The 19,950-nt window shown below is 62.9% G+C and carries 16 protein-coding genes; 6 read left to right on the forward strand and 10 right to left on the reverse strand.

Translation table 11 applies throughout. The features are described 5' to 3' along the window. Window positions 1–4 precede the first annotated feature (4 nt). The 3 genes from V6093_RS23400 to V6093_RS23410 all read right to left on the reverse strand — a co-directional run bounded on the left by V6093_RS23400 (window position 5) and on the right by V6093_RS23410 (window position 4,750). Window positions 5–817, reverse strand: coding sequence for a putative RNA methyltransferase (locus V6093_RS23400; RefSeq protein ID WP_265979953.1), 813 nt, complete (start codon window positions 815–817; stop codon window positions 5–7). Further along, a complete protein-coding gene (gene dapE, locus V6093_RS23405; RefSeq protein WP_004574734.1) occupies window positions 817–1,968 on the reverse strand; it encodes a succinyl-diaminopimelate desuccinylase in 1,152 nt (383 codons plus the stop codon). The genes V6093_RS23400 and dapE overlap by 1 nt, the downstream gene beginning before the upstream one ends. Before the next feature lie 190 nt (window positions 1,969–2,158). Then, window positions 2,159–4,750 (reverse strand): glycosyltransferase, encoded by a 2,592-nt coding sequence (locus V6093_RS23410; protein ID WP_003252262.1) that lies wholly within the window; start codon window positions 4,748–4,750, stop codon window positions 2,159–2,161. 119 nt (window positions 4,751–4,869) lie between these two features. Here V6093_RS23410 and tcdA point away from each other — a divergent pair, with 119 nt between their 5' ends. Continuing rightward, on the forward strand, window positions 4,870–5,679 hold the full coding sequence (tcdA, locus tag V6093_RS23415; protein ID WP_003252264.1) for a tRNA cyclic N6-threonylcarbamoyladenosine(37) synthase TcdA: 810 nt from the start codon (window positions 4,870–4,872) through the stop codon (window positions 5,677–5,679). A 108-nt stretch (window positions 5,680–5,787) separates the two neighbouring features. Here tcdA and V6093_RS23420 read toward each other — a convergent pair whose 3' ends face one another. The 4 genes from V6093_RS23420 to V6093_RS23435 form a co-directional block, all read right to left on the reverse strand. Then, window positions 5,788–6,198: a SufE family protein gene (locus V6093_RS23420; protein WP_047604492.1), complete on the reverse strand. Its 411-nt coding sequence runs from the start codon at window positions 6,196–6,198 to the stop codon at window positions 5,788–5,790. Beyond that, window positions 6,195–7,400: a cysteine desulfurase gene (locus tag V6093_RS23425; RefSeq protein ID WP_265979956.1), complete on the reverse strand. Its 1,206-nt coding sequence runs from the start codon at window positions 7,398–7,400 to the stop codon at window positions 6,195–6,197. Before V6093_RS23425 ends, V6093_RS23420 begins: the two co-directional genes overlap by 4 nt. An 81-nt stretch (window positions 7,401–7,481) precedes the next feature. Continuing rightward, window positions 7,482–8,516, reverse strand: coding sequence for a 2,3,4,5-tetrahydropyridine-2,6-dicarboxylate N-succinyltransferase (gene dapD / locus V6093_RS23430; RefSeq protein ID WP_004574732.1), 1,035 nt, complete (start codon window positions 8,514–8,516; stop codon window positions 7,482–7,484). 31 nt (window positions 8,517–8,547) lie between these two features. Next, the gene (locus tag V6093_RS23435; protein ID WP_041168523.1) at window positions 8,548–8,895 is read right to left on the reverse strand and encodes an ArsC family reductase; all 348 of its coding nucleotides are present in this window, start codon (window positions 8,893–8,895) and stop codon (window positions 8,548–8,550) included. Window positions 8,896–9,808: 913 nt separating this feature from the next. On the opposite strand from V6093_RS23435, the gene V6093_RS23440 reads away from it, so the two are divergent. Then, window positions 9,809–11,455: a Na+/H+ antiporter gene (locus V6093_RS23440; RefSeq protein ID WP_060546238.1), complete on the forward strand. Its 1,647-nt coding sequence runs from the start codon at window positions 9,809–9,811 to the stop codon at window positions 11,453–11,455. A 119-nt stretch (window positions 11,456–11,574) separates the two neighbouring features. Here V6093_RS23440 and dapC read toward each other — a convergent pair whose 3' ends face one another. The 3 genes from dapC to map are packed head-to-tail and all read right to left on the reverse strand — an operon-like array spanning window position 11,575 to window position 16,328. Then, window positions 11,575–12,771: a succinyldiaminopimelate transaminase gene (dapC, locus tag V6093_RS23445; protein WP_003252280.1), complete on the reverse strand. Its 1,197-nt coding sequence runs from the start codon at window positions 12,769–12,771 to the stop codon at window positions 11,575–11,577. Between the two features lie 30 nt (window positions 12,772–12,801). Next, the gene (locus V6093_RS23450; RefSeq protein ID WP_003252283.1) at window positions 12,802–15,504 is read right to left on the reverse strand and encodes a [protein-PII] uridylyltransferase; all 2,703 of its coding nucleotides are present in this window, start codon (window positions 15,502–15,504) and stop codon (window positions 12,802–12,804) included. 41 nt (window positions 15,505–15,545) lie between these two features. Beyond that, on the reverse strand, window positions 15,546–16,328 hold the full coding sequence (map, locus tag V6093_RS23455; RefSeq protein ID WP_047604494.1) for a type I methionyl aminopeptidase: 783 nt from the start codon (window positions 16,326–16,328) through the stop codon (window positions 15,546–15,548). 346 nt (window positions 16,329–16,674) lie between these two features. On the opposite strand from map, the gene rpsB reads away from it, so the two are divergent. The 4 genes from rpsB (at window position 16,675) to frr (ending at window position 19,940) form a co-directional block, all read left to right on the forward strand. Continuing rightward, on the forward strand, window positions 16,675–17,412 hold the full coding sequence (gene rpsB, locus V6093_RS23460) for a 30S ribosomal protein S2 (RefSeq protein ID WP_003252287.1): 738 nt from the start codon (window positions 16,675–16,677) through the stop codon (window positions 17,410–17,412). Window positions 17,413–17,597: 185 nt separating this feature from the next. Then, window positions 17,598–18,461 carry a translation elongation factor Ts gene (tsf, locus tag V6093_RS23465; protein WP_003252290.1) on the forward strand — a complete coding sequence of 288 codons (864 nt, stop codon included), beginning with the start codon at window positions 17,598–17,600 and terminating at the stop codon, window positions 18,459–18,461. 181 nt (window positions 18,462–18,642) lie between these two features. Continuing rightward, window positions 18,643–19,386, forward strand: a complete 744-nt coding sequence (gene pyrH / locus V6093_RS23470; RefSeq protein ID WP_003252294.1) for a UMP kinase — start codon at window positions 18,643–18,645, stop codon at window positions 19,384–19,386. Further along, window positions 19,383–19,940 carry a ribosome recycling factor gene (gene frr, locus V6093_RS23475; RefSeq protein WP_003252296.1) on the forward strand — a complete coding sequence of 186 codons (558 nt, stop codon included), beginning with the start codon at window positions 19,383–19,385 and terminating at the stop codon, window positions 19,938–19,940. The genes pyrH and frr overlap by 4 nt, the downstream gene beginning before the upstream one ends. Window positions 19,941–19,950: the final 10 nt, after the last annotated feature.

Raw genomic sequence — 19,950 nt, forward strand, 5'->3', positions numbered from 1 at the left:
GTGCTCAGTCTTGGCGCACGAAATAGTCATAACGCATGGAAACCGTGACCTCGAACGGCTCGGGCTGGTCGATCACCCGGGCACGTTTTTCGGCGCTGGCGCGCCAGCCGTGTGGGGTCATGGCCAGCAGATCGGCGCGGGCCTTGGGCGCGGCCAGGCTCAGGCGGAACTCGAGGGTTTCGCTGTGTGCATGGGCCATGCCTTCAGGGACCAGGGCCAGGTGCTTGTCGTCGGCGTAAGGGCGTACTTCATCGTAGAGCACTTCACGCAGTTCCATCAGGTGGCCGCTGGTCGGGCCGACCCGCATCAGGCCGCCGCCGGGGCTGAGCAAACGCTTGGCCTCGGCCCAGTCCAGCGGGCTGAAAACGCTGGCGATGAACTGGCAGCTGGCGTCGGTCAGCGGCACGCGGGCCATGCTGGCGACCATCCAGGTGACCGCCGATGCTCGGCGGCAGGCGCGCTTGACCGCTTCGCGGGAGATGTCCAGCGCATAGCCGTCGGCGGCCGGCAAGGCCTGGGCGATCTGTGCGGTGTAGTAACCCTCGCCGCAGCCGATGTCCAGCCAGGTGCCAGGCTGGCGCTCGACGGCCAGCTCGGCCAGGCGGCGGGCGACTGGCGCGTAATGGCCGGCGTCGAGAAAGTCGCGGCGTGCCTCGACCATGGCCTGGTTGTCACCGGGGTCGCGGCTGTTCTTGTGCTGCACCGGCAGCAGGTTCAGGTAACCCTGGCGGGCGCGGTCGAAGCGGTGGCCGGCTGGGCACACCACACCATTGTCGAGCCGGCTCAGCGGCGCCTGGCAAAGCGGGCAGGCAAGCATCAGGCGAGCAACCGAACCAGGGTCTGGTAGTAGATTTCGGTCAGCAGATCGAGGTCGCTGGCCAGGATCCGCTCGTCAACCTGGTGGATGGTGGCGTTGACCGGGCCGAGTTCGACCACCTGGGTACCCATGGTTGCGATGAAGCGACCATCGGAGGTGCCGCCGCTGGTGGAGGGCTGGGTATCGCGACCGGTGACGCCCTTGATGCTGGCCGCCACGGCGTCGAGCAGCTCGCCTGGTTCGGTCAGGAACGGCAGGCCAGACAATGCCCAGTCGACCGACCAGTCCAGTTCATGCTTGTCGAGAATCGCCGACACCCGCGCCTGCAAGCCTTCAACGGTGGACTCGGTGGAAAAGCGGAAGTTGAACAGCGCGGTCAGCTCGCCCGGGACCACGTTGGTGGCGCCGGTGCCGGAATTGAGGTTGGAGATCTGGAAGCTGGTGGGTGGGAAGAACGCATTGCCTTCGTCCCAATGCTCGGCAGCCAGTTCCGCCAGGGCCGGGGCGGCCAGGTGGATCGGGTTGCGCGCCAGATGCGGGTAGGCCACATGGCCCTGTTTGCCGCGTATGGTCAGCTTGGCGCCCAGCGAACCACGGCGACCGTTCTTGACCACGTCACCCAGCAAGGTGGTGCTGGACGGTTCGCCGACGATGCACCAGTCCAGGCGCTCGTTGCGCGCTTTCAGGCGCTCGACCACCGCCTTGGTGCCGTGGTGAGCCGGGCCTTCCTCGTCGCTGGTGATCAGAAACGCGACCTTGCCGCGGTGGTTCGGGTAGTCCTGCACGAAGCGCTCGCTGGCGATGACCATGGACGCCAGGCTGCCTTTCATGTCGGCGGCGCCACGGCCACAGAGCATGCCGTCGGCGTCGATCAGTGCCTCGAAGGGTTCATGCTGCCATTGCTGGACCGGGCCGGTAGGCACCACGTCGGTGTGGCCGGCAAAACACAGTACCGGGCCGTCCTGGCTGCCGTGGGTGGCCCAGAAGTTGTCGACGTCTTCAATGCGCATCGGCTCCAGCTGGAAACCGACGGCGCCCAGACGGTTCATCATCTGCGCCTGGCAATCGGCGTCGACGGGGGTGACCGAGGGGCGACGGATCAGGTCGCAGGCCAGTTGAAGGGTAGGCGAGAGCTCGGCAGGGGCCGTCATGGGGGACTCCGGGGCAAGGCAAGGCGGGGAAATCTGAGGGGCGTTATCTTATATCAAATGGTTTCGGGCAGCACGGCCCATTCGCGGGCACGCCCGCTCCATCAGGTACCGCACAGCTCTGAATGCCTGTGCCAGGCCTGTGGGAGCGGGCGTGCCCGCGAATGGGCTGCACAGGTCAGCCCAGGCAACTTCAAGCCTGCTGCGCTTCGGCAGCCTTTTCTGCGGGCTTGGGCAGCGACGACAGAAACGCCATCACCAGCGCTGCCACATAAGGCAACGACTGCACCAGCAACATCGCCACCCAGAAGCGCATGTCCGAGCTCGGCAGCCCCTGAACCAGGTAGATGCCCAGCGCCGCGCCCCACAGCAGCAACATGATGAACAGCTCTTCACGGGCTTCGGAAATCGCCACCAGCAACCCATGGCTGTCAGCGTTCTTCGGTGTGCGGAAGAACGGCATGCTGCTGGTGAAGAAACCATACAGTACCGCCTTGGCGATGGTGTGCGACAGCGCCAGCCCGGCCAGCGCAGCTGCGAAGGCATCCTTGAGGTTCACCCCCACCGCTCGGCGGTACAGGAAGATGATCTTGCCGACCTTGAAGAAGAACAGCGCCAGCGGCGGGATGGCGAAGATCATCAGGGGCGGATCGACCCGATGCGGCACGATGATCATCGCCGCCGACCACAACAGCGCGCCGATGGTGAAGAAGATGTTCATGCCATCGGCGATCCACGGTAGCCAGCCGGCCAGGAAGTGGTAGCGCTGGCCGCGGGTCAGCTGGCTGCCTTTGCCGCGCAGCAGCGCGCCGGCGTGGTGCTTGATGATCTGGATGGCGCCGTAGGCCCAGCGGAAGCGTTGCTTCTTGAAGTCGATGAAGGTGTCGGGCATCAGGCCCTTGCCGTAGCTGTTGTGGGCGTAGGCGGCGGACAGGCCTTTCTCGAACACACGCAGGCCCAGTTCGGCGTCCTCGCAGATGCACCACTCGGCCCAGCCCAGTTCTTCCAGCACACTGCGCCGGGTCATGGTCATGGTGCCGTGCTGGATGATCGCGTCACGGTCGTTGCGGGTAACCATACCGATGTGGAAGAAACCCTTGTATTCGCTGTAGCACAGCTTCTTGAAGGCGCTTTCGTGCTGGTCGCGGTAATCCTGCGGTGACTGCACCACGGCAATTTTCGGGTCGGCGAAGTGGGGCACCATGTGCTTGAGCCAGTTGCGGTCCACGCAGTAGTCCGAGTCGATAACCGCGATCACTTCGGCGTCCTTTGCCGTGTGCGGGATCAGGTAGTTCAACGCACCGCCCTTGAAGCCGGCCAGCGGCGCGACGTGGAAGAACTTGAAGCGCTCGCCAAGCTTCTCGCAGTGGGCCTTGAGTGGCTCCCACACGGCCGGGTCCTTGGTGTTGTTGTCGATCACCAGCACTTCGTAGTCGGGGTAGTCCAGGGCGGCCAAGGCGTCCAGGGTCTGTTTTACCATCTCAGGTGGTTCGTTGTAGCACGGCACATGCACCGACACCTTGGGCCGGTAGGCACTGTCGGCCTGCACGGGCAGGAATTCGCGGCGGCGCTTGTGTATCCAGACCGCCTCGGCCAGTTCGTGGGCCTCGGTGAGCAACACGATGAACACGCCCAGCGCGCCGAGGGCCAGCAGCACGCCCACGGTCAGGCTGAACCAGGTGCTGTATTGCTGGCTGTAGTCATAGGCGATCCACACCAGTACCGACCCGCACAGGAAGGTGATGAACGTCAGGAAGGTACGGCCACGCTGGCGCAGGGCCGAGCCATCGATGAACAGCACCATCAGGGCGATCATTGCCAGCACCACCGACGCCACTGCCAGGGCCCGCCACTGCGGGATCGCCACCACAGGGCCGTCGAAGTTGAACTTCTGCTGGCGCTCGGCGTTGTAGACGCCCCAGTAGGCGCCTACCGACCCTTCGTCGCTGGCCTTCCAGGGTTGGTCATAGGCTTCAATGACAAAGTAGTTGTAGCCACGGCGGTTGAGGGTATTGACCAGGGTGCGCAAGTAGATGGCCTGGTCGGCCTGTGTGGCATCGGCACCACCGCGCATGCGGCCGTTGCTCGGCCAGCCGACTTCCGACAGCAGCAGCGGTTTGCGCGGGAACTGGTGCTTCAGTTCACGGGCGCGGTCGAGGACGAACTCGACCGAATCCTTCATCGGCACGAACTCCCAGTAGGGCAGGATGTGCGCGGCAATCAGGTCGACGTGCCTGGCCAGCTCAGGATGTTCCTTCCAGATGTGCCATTGTTCACTGGTGGTCACAGGCACCTTCACGGCTGCGCGTACCCGGTCCAGGTATTTGATCAGGTTTTCCGGTGTGACTTCTTCACGGAACAGCGCCTCGTTGCCGACCACCACCCGCACCACGCTGCGCGACGTGTTGGCCAGCTGGATGGCCGTGGCGATTTCGCGCTCGTTGCGCTCCAGGTCCGGGCTGATCCATATCCCCAGCGTCACCCGCAGGCCGAACTCCTCGGCCAGGCGCGGTATGTCAGCCTGGGTGCCTTCCACGGTATAGATACGGATGCTGTCGGTCAGTTTGCTCAGTTGCTCCAGGTCCTGGCGCATTTCGTCGTCGGTGGGGTACTGACCCTTCTGTGGGCTTTCGCCCAGGCGGAACGGCGAATACGAAAAGCCAGAGATCTGTTCTGGCCAGGCGGGGGCGGAGACCGGGCGGTTGATCAGTGCCCAGAACCCGGTGAACAGTGCGGCGATGGCCAGCACCACTACCAGGTTCAGGCCGAATTTACGTGAAGACATCGTCGTCCATTCATGTGGAAGTGATAGGACATTAAAGCAGGGTTGGCAGTCTCTTTCCTAACGATGCAGGCCAAGGGTTCACTGGCATATAATGCGCGCCGGTTTTTTGGGGTATGAACATGAGCACAGAAGATCCACGCTTTGCCGGCGTTGCCCGGCTGTATGGCGACCAGGGGCTGCAACGTCTGGGCCAGGCCCATGTGGCTGTGGTCGGTATTGGCGGGGTGGGCTCGTGGGTAGCCGAAGCCCTGGCACGCAGCGGCGTGGGCGAGATTACCCTGTTCGACCTGGACGATGTCTGCGTCAGCAACACCAACCGCCAGGCCCATGCGCTGGAAGGGCAGGTGGGGCGGCCCAAGGTCGAGGTCATGGCCGAGCGCCTGCGGGCGATCAACCCAGGGTGTACGGTGCATGCGGTGGCCGACTTCGTCACCCGCGAGACCATGGCCGAGTACATCACCGAGCACCTCGACTGCGTGATCGACTGCATCGACAGCGTCATGGCCAAGGCGGCGCTGATCGCCTGGTGTCGGCGGCGCAAGATTGCCATTGTCACTACCGGTGGCGCGGGTGGGCAGATCGACCCGACGCAGATCCAGATCGCCGACCTGAACAAGACCTTCAATGACCCATTGGCTTCGCGGGTGCGTTCCACCCTGCGCCGCGACTACAACTTCTCGCGTAATGTCAGCCGCAACTATGGCGTGCCGTGCGTGTTCTCCAGTGAACAGCTGCGTTACCCCAAGGGTGATGGCAGTGTTTGCCTGCAGAAAAGCTTTGTCGGTGAAGGCGTGCGGCTGGACTGCTCGGGTGGCTTTGGCGCGGTGATGATGGTGACTGCGACCTTTGGCATGGTAGCGGCGAGCAAGGCGATAGAAAAACTGGTGGCTGGAGCGCGCCGACCGTCGGAACGGGTCAAGCCTGAATAGACCGCGTGGGCGTCTTCGCGGGCCCGCCCGCTACAGGTATTGCATCTCTTCCAAGCATGATGCCGTACCTGTGGGAGCGGGCAGGCCCGCGAAGCAACCAGCGCCGATTCAGCGGTTGGACGCCAACTCCGCCATCCGCTGCAACACCGCATGCAGCCCATTGCTGCGCGACGGCGACAATTGGCGCTCCAGCCCGAGCTGGGTAAACCACTCGCGCAGATCAATCCCGGCCAGCTCCTCACTGGCCAGTCCCTGCACCCGCACCAGCAACAGCGCCAGCAGCCCACGCAACAAGCGGGCATCGCTGCTGGCCTTGAACCGCCACACGCCCTCGATCTGCTCGGCCACCAGCCACACCAGGCTCTCGCAGCCATGCACCCGGTTGGCCTCGGTCTTTTCGGTGTCTGCCAGTGGCTCCAGGCGGTCACCCCACTGCATCAACAGCCGCGCACGCTGTTCCCAGCCTTTGCCCTGTTGAAACGCTTCCAGCGCTTGGTGCGCCTGTTCCGGCAGGCTCATCGCAACAGCTCCAGGCCTTGGTCCAGCGCGTCGAAGAAACGCTGCACGTCATCGCTGTCGTTGTACAAACCCAGCGACACCCGTATCGCGCCCTCCAGCCCCAGCCCCTTCAGCAGTGGCATGGCACAGTGGTGACCGGCACGCACGGCAATGCCCTGTTCAGTCAGCAGGTGAGCGATATCGGCGTTGTGCACGCCCTCGATGACGAAACTGGCCAGGGCCGTCTGCGGTGTGCCCAACACCCGCACGCCCTCGCGGTCGCCCAAGCCACGCAGCAGGTGCTGGTGCAGGCTGGCTTCATGCGCTGCCACCGCATGGGCATCGAGGCTGGCCAGGTAGTCCAGCGTTGCACCCAGGCCGATCACCCCGGCAATCGGCGGCGTACCTGCTTCGAAGCCCAGGGGTGCGGGACGGAAGCTGGCGCTGTGGTACTCGGCCAGCTGCACCATCTCGCCACCGAACTGCCAGTGGCGTAACAGCTCCAGGGCCTGGGCGCGGCCATAGAGCACGCCGACGCCGTCCGGACCGTACAGCTTGTGGCTGGAAAATACATAGAAGTCGCAGCCCAGTTGCTGCATGTCCTGGCGACCATGCACCACGCCCTGGGCACCATCGACCACCGTCAGCGCGCCTTGGGCGCGGGCATGGGCCAGCAGCGCTGGCAGCGGTTGCCAGGTACCCAGCACGTTGGACAGCTGGCTGATGGCGAGCACTCGGGTGCGCGGGCCGATCAGTTGCAGTGCCTGGTCCTGGTCGATACGACCCTGGGCGTCCAGTGGCAGCACCACCAGGCGCAGGTTGCGCCGGTGCGCCAGCTGTTGCCAGGGCAGCAGGTTGGCATGGTGCTCCAGGGCACTGACGGCAATTTCGTCACCGGCTTCGAGGCGGTGCTCCAGGCCATAGGCCAGCAGGTTCAGTGCCGAGGTGGCGCCGTGGGTGAACACGATCTGCCGCGAGTCTGCGGCATTGAGCCAGGTGGCGACCTTGTCGCGGCTGGTTTCGAAGGCCTGGGTCGCCAGCGCACCTGGCAAATGCTGGGCACGGTGCACGTTGGCTGCGCCATGGCCGTAGTAATGGCTCAGGGCATCGAGCAAGGCTTGCGGCTTCTGGGTGGTGGCGGCGCTGTCCAGATAGGTCTGGTGCTGCCGTTGCAGGGCGGCGATGGCGGGGAAGTCGGCACGCCAGGGAGAGGGCTGGAACATGTTTGCGAGGCCTGGAATGAAAATCGGGTCTGGTGCATTGGCGCCAGACCCGATCTTAACACCTCAAACCCGGCAGGGTTCTCAGTTGTGAGCGTGCAGCGCTTCGTTCAGCTCGATGGCCGACTTGTGGGTCTTGCACTCTACCGCGCCGTTCAGCGAGTTGCGGCGGAACAGCAGGTCGGTCTGGCCGGCCAGGTCGCGGGCCTTGACCACTTTGACCAGTTCGTTGTTCTCGTCCAGCAGGTTCACCTTGGTGCCCGCGGTGATGTACAGGCCGGCTTCGACGGTGTTGCGGTCGCCCAACGGAATACCGATACCGGCGTTGGCGCCGATCAGGCAGCCCTCGCCGACTTTGATGACGATGTTGCCGCCACCGGACAGGGTGCCCATGGTCGAGCAGCCGCCGCCCAGGTCCGAGCCCTTGCCGACGAATACGCCAGCGGAAACGCGGCCTTCGATCATGCCCGGGCCTTCGGTGCCCGCGTTAAAGTTGACGAAGCCTTCGTGCATGATGGTGGTGCCTTCGCCAATGTAGGCGCCCAGGCGCACACGGGCGGTGTCGGCGATACGCACGCCGGCCGGGACCACGTAGTCGGTCATTTTCGGGAACTTGTCCACCGAGAACACTTCCAGCAGCTCGCCCTTCAGGCGTGCTTCCAGTTGCAGCTCGGCCAGTTCGCCCAGGTCGACCGCGCCCTGGTTGGTCCAGGCCACGTTCGGCAGCAGCGGGAAGATACCGGCCAGGCTTACGCCATGCGGCTTGACCAGGCGGTGCGACAGCAGGTGCAGCTTGAGGTAGGCCTCTGGGGTCGAGCTCAGGGCAGCGTCTTCGGCCAGCAGGGTGGCGACCAGCGGCTTGTGGCTCTCTGCCAGGCGGGTCAGCAGGGCGGCCTGGGCAGCGTCCACGCCCTTCAGGGCTTCGGCCAGTTGTGCGGCCTGGGCGTTGCTGAAGGCGATGGCCTGGTTGCCACCTTCGTAACCGAGAACAGGGGCTACTGCAGCAACCAGTTCGGCGCTCGGGTTGAGCAGCGGTTGTGCGTAGAACACTTCCAGCCAGGCGCCCTGGCGGTTCTGGGAGCCGACACCGAAGGCCAGGCTGAACAGGGTATTGGACATGTGATTACCTCGTGCGAAATAGGGTGGGGGCTCAGGCCAGGGCAGCGGCGTACAGGTCGGGCTTGAAGCCAACCAGGGTACGCGCGCCAAGGTCGAGCACCGGGCGTTTGATCATCGACGGCTGGGCCAGCATCAGCTCGACGGCCTTGGCCTGGTCGAGGTTGGCCTTGCTGGCGTCGTCCAGCTTGCGGAAGGTGGTGCCGGCACGGTTGAGGATGACTTCCCAGCCGTGTTCGTCGCACCAGCGGTTCAGGCTGTCACGGTCGATGCCTTGGGTTTTGTAATCATGGAATTCGTAGGCGATGGCTTTGTCTTCGAGCCAGGTACGCGCCTTTTTCATGGTGTCACAGGCTTTGATGCCGTAGAGCGTGTAGGTCATTGTGTACATTGGGGATACAGGTTGCCCCAATCTCTCCGTTTTTCGATGTCAGTCGCGGGATTATGCGGGAACGAGACTGGGAGCGCCACGGGTGTGCAAGTCTTGGGGTTTGGTGGGGCGTGGTTAGGTCTGCCTTGAGTCTTGTAGCGCGTTTGAGATCGAGCGCCGCCTGGTTCCTGGCTTAAGAGATTCAGCGCCTGTGAGAACGAGCGCCGCCAGGTTCCGGCTTAAGATATTCAGCGCCTGTGAGAACGAGCGCCGCCAGGTTCCCGGCTTAAGAGATTCAGCGCCTTTGAGATCGAGCGCCGCGCGGGCGGCGCTCGTTCTCGCAGGCGCTGAATCTTTTAAGCCGGGAACCTGGCGGCGCTCGATCTCTTGGCGCACGCCTCGATATCGCGTCGTACAAACAAGGCGGTCGCGCGGGTCTGGCACAGGCGATACTGGCCCGAAACAAACGTAGGAGCGGGTTTACCCGCGAAGCGCCGCGCGGGCGGCGCTCGATCTCGCAGGCGCTGAATCTTTTAAGCCGGGAACCTGGCGGCGCTCGATCTCTTGGCGCACGCCTCGATATCGCGTCGTACAAACAAGGCGGTCGCGCGGGTCTGGCACAGGCGATACTGGCCCGAAACAAACGTAGGAGCGGGTTTACCCGCGAAGCGCCGCGCGGGCGGCGCTCGATCTCGCAGGCGCTGAATCTCTTAAGCCGGGAACCTGGCGGCGCTCGATCTCAAAGGCGCTACAAGACTCAAGGCAGCCCCTACCATCAAACCTAAGTATCATCATGTTACATATTCAACCGCCACCTGCGACTATCGTGCAGCGGCCCCAGCTCGCCGATCGCCGCTAACATATTGTTTCAATGGCGATGTTTCGCCCCGTTGTCGTTTCTGGTTCACAAAGGAAGCCTTACCGGATGCAGTCCGCCTACACCGTCCTCATCCTGCTGACCCTGGTCAGCCTGTCGAAGCTGGTCGGCCGTGTGATCCCGCTGCCATTGCCGCTGGTACAGATTGCCGCCGGTGCCTTGCTGGCGTGGCCGACGCTGGGCCTGCATGTAGCCCTTGACCCCGAATTGTTCCTGTTCCTGTTCCTGCCTCCGCTGCTGTTCGCCGACGGCTGGCGCATCCCCAAGCGTGAGTTATGGCGCATTCGTGGCCCGGTAGTGGCGCTGGCCGTGGGGCTGGTGTTGTTCACCGTGGTCGGCGCCGGTTACTTCATCCACTGGTTGCTGCCGAGCATCCCGTTGCCGGTGGCCTTCGCCCTGGCCGCAGTGCTTTCGCCGACCGACGCCGTGGCCGTTTCGGCCATTGCCCAGGACCGCCTGCCCACTCCCCTGATGCACATGCTGCAGGGCGAGGCGCTGATGAACGACGCGTCGGGCCTGGTAACCTTCAAGTTCGCCTTGGCGGCGGCGATCACCGGGGTGTTTTCGTTGGCTGACGCCAGCTTCAGCTTCGTGTTGGTCGCACTGGGCGGCCTTGCGGTGGGCGTGGTACTGAGCTGGTTGATCGGTCGCCTGCGCATGTGGATGATCACCCGGGGCTGGGACGATCCGGCTACCCATGTGGTGTTCATGTTGCTGCTGCCGTTCGCAGCCTACGTGCTGGCCGAGCGCCTGGGCGTTTCGGGTATTCTCTCGGCAGTGGCGGCCGGCATGATGCAGAGCTGGCTCGACCTGCTGCCGCGTCAGACCAGTACCCGCCTGCTCAACCGCAGTGTCTGGTCGTTGCTGGAGTTTGCCTTCAATGGCCTGATCTTCCTGTTGTTGGGCTTGCAGTTGCCAGACATCATCAAGGCTGTGGTCAGCCACGAAGCGACCCTCTGGCCGACATTGGCCTACCGCTGCCTGGACGTGGTGGCGATCTTTGCCGCACTGATTCTGTTGCGGTTCATCTGGGTCCAGAGTATCTGGCGCTCGATCGGTGTGGTCCGTCGCTGGCGCGGCAAGCCGGCACTGGTGCTGATGCCTACGGCGCGTTCCTGCTGGTTGCTGACCTTGGGGGGTGTGCGCGGCGCTGTCACCCTGGCGGGTGTCATGTCGATCCCGTTGCTGATAGGGGCTGGTACAGCGTTCCCGGAGCGTGACCTGCTTATCTTCATTGCTGCGGGGGTAATCCTGCTGTCGTTGATCAGCGCCTGCATCGCGCTGCCGATATTACTGCGCGGGGTGACCAAGAGCCCTGACGAGCGCTTGCACCAAGAGGTGCAGGAGGCCTGGCGGCGCACAGCCGAGGCGGCGATTCATGCCTTGGAGGCAGAAGAGGTGATCGACAGCAACGCACCGCAGGATGCTGCGCAGGCAACGTTGGCGACCGAGTTGAAGGCGCGCTTGATGGCTGAATACCGGGATGAGCTGGAAAGCTACGACGACAGTGCCGAAGCCAAGGCCCTGGCCGCACAGATGGACTTGCTGGAGCGGCGTTTACGCTTGCGTGCCCTGAGGGCGCAGCGGCTGGAGCTGTACAACCTGCATCGTCAGCACCTGGTGGGGGATGAGGTGGTGCGGCAAGTACTGGGTGAGCTGGATATGAGTGAGGCGAACCTGGGTTCAGTCAAGTAGATCCCAAGAGGGCTGCGTTGCAGCCCCTGTAGGAGCGGGTTTACCCGCGAAGAATCCAGCGCGGTAAATGGCACCGGCCGTGCCGCGCTGGTAACCCGCTCCCACAGGCCCCTGCCAGATCAGCGGTTTTGCAGGAAGGCGCGAATCCGCTCCGCCGCTTCGATGCATTCGGCCAGCGGTGCAACCAGTGCCATGCGCACGCGCCCGGCACCCGGGTTCACGCCATTCACTTCACGCGACAGGTACGACCCCGGTACCACGGTCACATGCTGGGCTTCGAACAGATCACGGGTGAACTCGGCATCGTCGCCCGGTACCTTGGCCCACAGGTAGAAACTGCCGTCCGGGCGTTGCACGTCCAGTACCGGCTGCAGAATATCCAGCACGGCATCGTACTTGGCTCGGTATTGGTCGCGGTTCGCGCGCACATGCGCCTCGTCCTGCCAGGCAGCGATGCTGGCCAGCTGGGTTTGCACCGGCATCGCGCAGCCGTGGTAGGTGCGGTACAGCAAAAACGGCTTGATGATCTGGGCATCGCCCGCGACGAAGCCCGAGCGCAGCCCTGGCAGGTTGGAACGCTTGGACAGGCTGTGGAACACCACGCAGCGCGCAAAATCGCTACGGCCAAGCTCGGCGCATGCCGACAGCAGGCCTGGCGGTGGCGCATCCTCGTCGAAGTACAGCTCGCTGTAGCACTCGTCGGCGGCGATCACGAAGTCGTGTTCGTCAGCCAGGGCAATCAGCTTCTTCAGGGTGTTCATCGGCACCAGCGCACCGGTAGGGTTGCCCGGCGAGCACAGGAACAGGATCTGGCAACGCTTCCACACCTCGGCCGGTACGGCGTCGAAGTCCGGGTTGAAACCGTTGTTTTCCAGGCACGGCAGGTAGTGCGGGGTGGCACCGGCCAGCAGCGCTGCGCCTTCGTAGATCTGGTAGAACGGGTTGGGGCTGATCACCAGGCCGTCATCGGCGCGGTTGACCACGGCCTGGGTGAAAGCGAACAGCGCTTCACGGGTGCCGTTGACCGGGAGGATGTGGCGGTCGGCGTCCAGCCAGCCGGCGGGCACGCCAAAGCGTCGTTCGCACCACTGGCCGATGGCCTGGCGCAGGGCTGGCAAACCAAGGGTGCTGGGGTAAACCGCCAGCTTGTCGAGGTTGTCGGCCATGGCCTGGGCAACGAACGCCGGCGATTCGTGCTTCGGCTCACCGATCGACAGGGCGATGGCGCGTTTGTCCGCCGCAGGCTTCACGCTGCCCAGCAGGGCGCGAAGCTTTTCGAACGGATAGGGCTGAAGCTGGGTCAAGGCATGGTTCATCGGCGCAAGGTCTCGTCAATCGTCTAATCGTTAAAAGGTCACGCGGGTCTGGCTGGTGTCGCTACCTTGGCCGGCCTGCAGTTGCTGCACGATGGCTTCCTGCAGGCGGCTGCACAGCTGCGGGTCTGACAGCGGCTGGTTGTCGGCATCGGTAATGAAGAACACGTCTTCTACCCGCTCGCCGAGGGTGGCGATCTTGGCGTTTTGCAGTGACAGGTCGAACTCCAGGAAGATCCGCCCCAGCCGGGCCAGCAGGCCCGGGCGGTCTGGCGCGGTGATTTCGAGGATGGTCACCGGCCGCTGGGCATCGTTGAGGATGGTCACTTGCGGTGGGAAGTCGAAGTGCTTGAGCTGCCGCGGTACCCGGCGCTGGATGATGGTCGGGTAGTCCTCGGGGTTGCGCAGCGCTTCGGTCAGGCCATCGCGAATCTGCTTGACCCGCTGTGGGTTGTCGCCGATCGAGCCACCGTCGTTGTCCAGCACAATATAGGTGTCGAGGGTGAACTGGCTGCTCGACGTGATGATTCGTGCGTCGTGGATGTTCAGGTTCAACTGCGACATGGCCGCCACCGTCACGGCGAAGAAATCGTGCTGGTCGGGGGCATAGATGAAGATCTGCGTGCCGCCTTCGAACTCGCGCTGGGTGGTTTCCTTGATCAGCACCAGCGGCCCGCCATCGGCCGGTTGCTGCAGGATCGCATCCGTGTGCCAAGCCACGTCGGCGGCCGTGTGCTTGAGGAAATAGTCATCGCCCAGTTGCGCCCATAGCTGCTCGACGTCATCCGGGTCGGTGCCCTCGCGCACCAGGATATCCAGCGCTGAAGACTGGGTCTGGCGAATCTGCTCTTCACGGTCCAGCGGGTTTTCCAGGCCGCGGCGCAGGGCGCGCTTGGTTTCGGTGTACAGCTGGCGCAGCAGGCTGGCCCGCCACGAGTTCCACAGGCTGGGGTTGGTGGCGTTGATGTCGGCCACGGTCAGTACGTACAGGTAGTCAAGGCGCGTCTCGTCGCCCACGTGCAGGGCAAAGTCGTTGATCACCTGCGGGTCGGACAAGTCCTTGCGCTGAGCGGTGGTCGACATCACCAGGTGGTTCTGCACCAGCCAGACGATCAGGCGGCTGTCCCAGGCCGGCAACTGGTGCCGTTCGCAGAACTTCTGCGCGTCCACTGCACCGATTTCCGAGTGGTCGCCCTGGCGACCCTTGCCGATGTCGTGGTACAGGCCGGCCAGGTAGATCAGCTCGGGTTTGGGCAGGCGCCCCATGAGCTTGCTGGCCAGCGGGAATTTCTCGGACACCGGCGTGTATTGCAGCTTGCGCAGGTGCTTGATGAGGTTGAGGGTATGCGCGTCGACCGTATAGATGTGGAACAGGTCATGCTGCATCTGCCCGACGATCAGGCCGAACTCTGGCAGGTAACGGCCGAGAATGCCGTAGCGGTTCATCCGGCGCAGGTTGCGGTGGATGCCGATTTCGCACTTGAACAGCTCGATGAACAGGCTGGTATTGCGGATGTCGGTGCGGAATGTGTCGTCGATCAGGTGGCGGTGTTCGCGCAGCAGGCGCACGGTATCGGCACGCACGCCCTTGATCTCGGGGTGTTGGGCCATCAGCACGAAGATTTCCAGCATGGCGAACGGCGTGCGCTTGAACACGTTCGGATGGGCGGCCTCGATGTAGCCGTCATGCAGGCGGAACCGCGCGTTCAGCGGCTGGGTGCTGCCACTTTCCTCATCGGCGAGGATAACCTCTTCGAAGTGCTGGATGATCAGGTCGCACAGCTGGCTGATGCTCATCACCACCCGGTAGTACTGCTGCATGAACTGTTCGATCGCCCGCTTGGGGTTTTCATCGCTGTAGCCCAGCAGCGTGGCGATGCTGCGCTGGTGGTCGAACAGCAGGCGGTCTTCGGCGCGTCCGGCCAGCATGTGCAGGGCATAACGGACTTTCCAGAGGAAGTCCTGGGACGAAGCCAGCAGTTCATTCTCGCTTTCCAGCAAGAAGCCTTCGCCGGCCAGTGCATGCAGGTTGAGCGTCCCGTACTGGCGGCGGGCCACCCAAAGGACCGTCTGGATGTCACGCAGGCCACCTGGCGAACCCTTGACGTTGGGTTCGAGGTTGTACTCCGTGTCGTTGTACTTGTGGTGGCGGGCCTTGAGTTCGGCGCGCTTGGCCAGGAAGAACTCCTTGCTCGGCCACATGTGCGCGGTGCTGGTGACTTCCAGCATGCGCTGACGCAAGGCCTCGGGGCCGGCGATGGTGCGGCTTTCCATCAGGTTGGTGATTACCGTCAGGTCGGCACGGGCCTGTTCGGCGCACTCGTCTACGGTGCGCACGCTCTGGCCGACTTCCAGGCCAATGTCCCACAACAAGGTCAGAAAGCGCTCGATGGCGTCGCGGTACTGCTCGTGCTCGGCAGCGCCCAGCAGAATCAGCAGGTCGATGTCCGAGTGCGGGTGCAGTTCACCGCGCCCGTAGCCGCCCACCGCAACCAGGGCGATGCCGCTCTGGTCGCCCCAGTCGAACTGGTTCCACGCCTGTTGCAGGATATTGTCGACGAGCCAGGCGCGGGCCTCGATCAGCGGACGGATGTCGCTGCCGGCGCTAAAACGTTTGTCGAGCACCTCGCCGGCCAGGCGGATGGCTTTCTTGAAGGCGGCGATGGGGCTCGCCTTGAGGGCCAGTTCCGCCTGGAACTGGCCACGGTCGAACAGCTCGGGATCCACCTGGGGCATCGCGTCACGTTCCTGTCGTGGGGTGGCCTGTCGGAGTGCGGTCAGGCCGAAGTGCGCGGGATGGTGTCGTCCTTGCGCAGGGTGAAGATCTCGTAGCCAGTCGCAGTCACCACCAAAGTGTGTTCCCACTGGGCCGAGAGCTTGCGGTCCTTGGTGATGGCGGTCCAGCCGTCGCCCAGCACCTTGGTGTCGGCCTTGCCTTGGTTGATCATCGGCTCGATGGTGAAGGTCATGCCTTCCTTCAGCTCCATGCCTGTGCCCGCGCGGCCGTAGTGGAGGATCTGCGGCTCTTCATGGAACACCTTGCCGATGCCATGACCGCAGAACTCGCGCACCACCGAGAAACCGTTCTTTTCCGCGTGCTTCTGGATCACTTCACCGATGTCGCCCAGGCGGCAGCCCGGCTTGACCAGTTCGATGGCCTTGTACATGCATTCCTGGGTGACCTTGGACAGGCGCTCGGCCCAGACCGGCACGTTACCGACGTGGAACATGCGGCTGGTGTCGCCGTGGTAGCCGTCCTTGATCACGGTGACGTCGATATTGAGCGTGTCACCGTCCTTGAGCGGCTTTTCGTTGGGGATGCCGTGGCAGACCACATGGTTGATGGAGGTGCAGATCGACTTCGGGTAGCCCTTGTAGTTGAGCGGTGCCGGGATGGCCTGCTGGACGTTGACGATATAATCGTGGCACAGGCGGTCGAGCTCTTCGGTGGTGACACCGGGCTTGACGTGTTCTTCGATCATTTCCAGCACTTCGGCGGCCAGGCGGCCAGCGATGCGCATCTTCTCGATGTCTTCTGCGGTCTTGATGGTGACGGTCATTACAGGCTCTCTACGGCGCCGTGCACGGCGCGAACAAACGGGAAAGGCCGGATTCTAGCAGAGCAGGGCGCCGATCGGTCGGGATAAAGGCGGCCATGCTGTTGTCTACAGCTGGCATTCTGGCGCGAAAGCCGGGGTGCTGCAAAAAGTGCTGACAGACGCAACAGTATCCGGGTTCCGTTCGCTCGCGGTCTGTGGTATAAAATGCGCCGCTTTCGGGGACGACCCCGTCAGCACTTAACCCACACACGTGTCGACACGATGACCTGGGTGCCCCGAGTTGCAGAATTCGCGGGTTGGTCATTGGGATACGTGGAGGCCCAACCCGACTTATCAAGGAACTATCATGTCCCAAGTCAACATGCGCGATATGCTGAAGGCCGGTGTGCACTTCGGCCACCAGACCCGTTACTGGAACCCGAAAATGGGCAAGTACATTTTCGGCGCGCGTAACAAGATCCACATCGTCAACCTGGAAAAAACCCTGCCAATGTTCAACGACGCTCTGTCGTTCGTAGAACGCCTGGCCCAGGGCAAGAACAAGATCCTGTTCGTCGGCACCAAGCGTTCCGCCGGCAAGATCGTCGCCGAGCAAGCAGCTCGTTGCGGTTCGCCGTACGTTGACCACCGTTGGTTGGGCGGCATGCTGACCAACTACAAGACCATCCGCGCTTCGATCAAGCGTCTGCGCGACCTGGAAACCCAGGCCGAAGACGGCACTTTCGCCAAGCTGACCAAGAAAGAAGCCCTGATGCGCTCCCGCGACCTGGAAAAACTGGATCGCAGCCTGGGCGGCATCAAGGACATGGGCGGTCTGCCAGACGCTCTGTTCGTTATCGACGTTGATCACGAGCGCATCGCGATCACCGAAGCCAACAAGCTGGGTATCCCGGTTATCGGCGTTGTCGATACCAACAGCAGCCCGGAAGGTGTTGACTACATCATCCCAGGTAACGATGACGCCATTCGCGCTATCGAGCTGTACATGACTTCGATGGCTGACGCAGTCATCCGCGGCCGCAACAACGTTGCCGGCGGCACCGAAGTTTACGCTGAAGAAGCGGCTGCACCTGCTGCTGAGTAATAGGCGCTAGCGTCTACTTGGCACGCAAAAAGGGGGCTTTGCCCCCTTTTTGCCACCTTGAAATCCTGCTGTCAGCATCGGCCCCGCATCATGGGCCTGCTGAAATGAAAACAGCGGATTTGCAGAATTGAACGCCCGTGATTGACGGGTGGAATGGTTGAAAAACTTTCCAAGAGGATTTTGAAATGGCAGCAATTACTGCAGCGCTGGTAAAAGAACTGCGCGAGCGTACCGGCGAAGGCATGATGGATTGCAAAAAGGCCCTGGAAAAGGCCGGCGGCGACATCGAGAAAGCCATTGACGACATGCGTGCCTCGGGCGCCATCAAGGCCGCCAAAAAGGCTGGCAACGTCGCTGCTGAAGGCGCTATCGCCGTCAAGACCGACGGTACATCCGCCGTCCTGCTGGAAGTGAACTCGCAGACCGACTTCCTGGCCCTGCAAGACGACTTCAAGAACTTCGTGGCCGAAAGCCTCGAAGAAGCCTTCGCCCAGAAGCTGACCGACGCCGCTCCGCTGATCGCCTCGCGTGAAGCTGCTCGTGAAGCCCTGGTTGCCAAGTGCGGCGAGAACGTCAACATCCGTCGCCTGGTGCGCGTTGAGGGTGACGTTGTCGGTGCCTACCTGCACGGCAACAAGATCGGCGCTGTCGTCGTTCTGAAAGGTGGTGACGTGGAGCTGGCGAAGAACATCGCCATGCACGTTGCGGCTTCGAACCCTGAGTTCCTGGATTCGTCGGAAATCTCCGCCGAGGCCATCGAGCGCGAGAAGAATGTCTTCCTGCAGCTGAACGCCGACAAGATCGCCGGCAAGCCGGAAAACATCGTTGAGAACATGATCAACGGTCGTATCACCAAGTTCAAAGCCGAAGCCTCGCTGAAAGAGCAAGCCTTCGTCATGAACCCGGAAGTCAAGGTTGGCGAGCTGGCCAAGAAAGCCGGTGCTGAAATCGTTTCCTTCACCTACTTCAAAGTAGGCGAAGGCATCGAGAAGCCAGTCGACGACTTCGCTGCTGAAGTTGCCGCTCAGGTAGCTGCTGCCAAGCAGTAAGACAGCCCCGTCTGTCGCCCCAAAGAGGCTGCCCGCTCACGCGCGCAGCCTCTTTGTCAAAACGGAGAGGGGTTTATACGACTCCCTCTTCGCTGGCACCGAAGCGGTGCCACGCTACAGTTAGCAGGCTGCAAACAGCCCGCACGAATTTTCTAAAAGTACGCCGCAGGAGAGACTCGCAATGGCTCAGCAGGTGAGTGGTCGCCAACCTCGCTATAAACGCATTTTGCTCAAACTTAGCGGCGAGGCCCTGATGGGCTCGGAAGACTTCGGGATCGACCCGAAAGTGCTGGATCGCATGGCGCTTGAAGTTGGCCAGTTGGTAGGGATCGGCGTCCAGGTCGGCCTGGTGATCGGTGGTGGCAACCTGTTCCGCGGCGCCGCGCTCAGCGCAGCCGGCATGGATCGCGTCACGGGTGACCACATGGGGATGCTGGCTACCGTGATGAACGGCCTGGCCATGCGCGATGCGCTGGAGCGCTCGAACATCCCGGCCCTGGTCATGTCGGCCATTTCCATGGTGGGTGTCACCGATCATTACGATCGCCGCAAAGCTATTCGTCACCTCAACTCCGGGGATGTGGTAATTTTCTCCGCCGGTACCGGCAACCCGTTCTTCACCACCGACTCCGCGGCCTGCCTGCGCGCCATCGAAATCGATGCTGACGTGGTGCTGAAGGCGACCAAGGTCGATGGCGTGTACACTGCCGATCCATTCAAGGACCCGCATGCCGAGAAATTCGATCACCTGACCTACGATGAGGTTCTGGATCGCAAGCTGGGTGTGATGGACCTGACCGCAATCTGCCTGTGCCGTGACCACAAGATGCCATTGCGGGTATTCAACATGAACAAGCCTGGCGCCCTGCTGAACATCGTGGTGGGTGGCGCTGAAGGCACACTGATCGAGGAAGGCCAAGCATGATCAACGACATCAAGAAAGACGCGCAGGAGCGCATGGGCAAGTCCATCGAAGCCCTGTCCCGCAACCTGGCTGCAATCCGCACCGGTCGCGCTCACCCAAGCATCCTGGACAGCGTCAAGGTTACCGCCTGGGGCAGCGAAATGCCGTTGAACCAGGTCGCCGCGATCACCGTCGAAGATGCCCGCACCCTGAAGATCGTCGCTCACGACAAGAACCTCAGCGCTGCCATCGAAAAGGCCATCCTCACCTCCGATCTGGGCCTTAACCCGTCCAGCGCCGGTACCACCATCCGTGTCCCGATGCCGGCCCTGACCGAGGAAACCCGCAAGGGCTACACCAAGCAGGCCAGCGGTGTTGCCGAGGATGCCAAGGTAGCCGTGCGCAACGTGCGCCGCGACGCCCTGGCTGACCTGAAAAAGCTGACCAAGGACAAGGAAATCAGCGAAGACGAAGAGCGTCGCGCCGCGGACGAGATCCAGAAGCTGACTGACAAGTTCGTCGCCGAAGTCGATGCTGCCTTCAAAGCCAAGGAAAAGGACCTGATGGCCGTCTAAGGCCGGGGTT

Source organism: Pseudomonas putida group bacterium ESBL64 (assembly GCF_045277175.1).
In the GTDB taxonomy this organism is placed as follows: domain Bacteria; phylum Pseudomonadota; class Gammaproteobacteria; order Pseudomonadales; family Pseudomonadaceae; genus Aquipseudomonas; species Aquipseudomonas alloputida.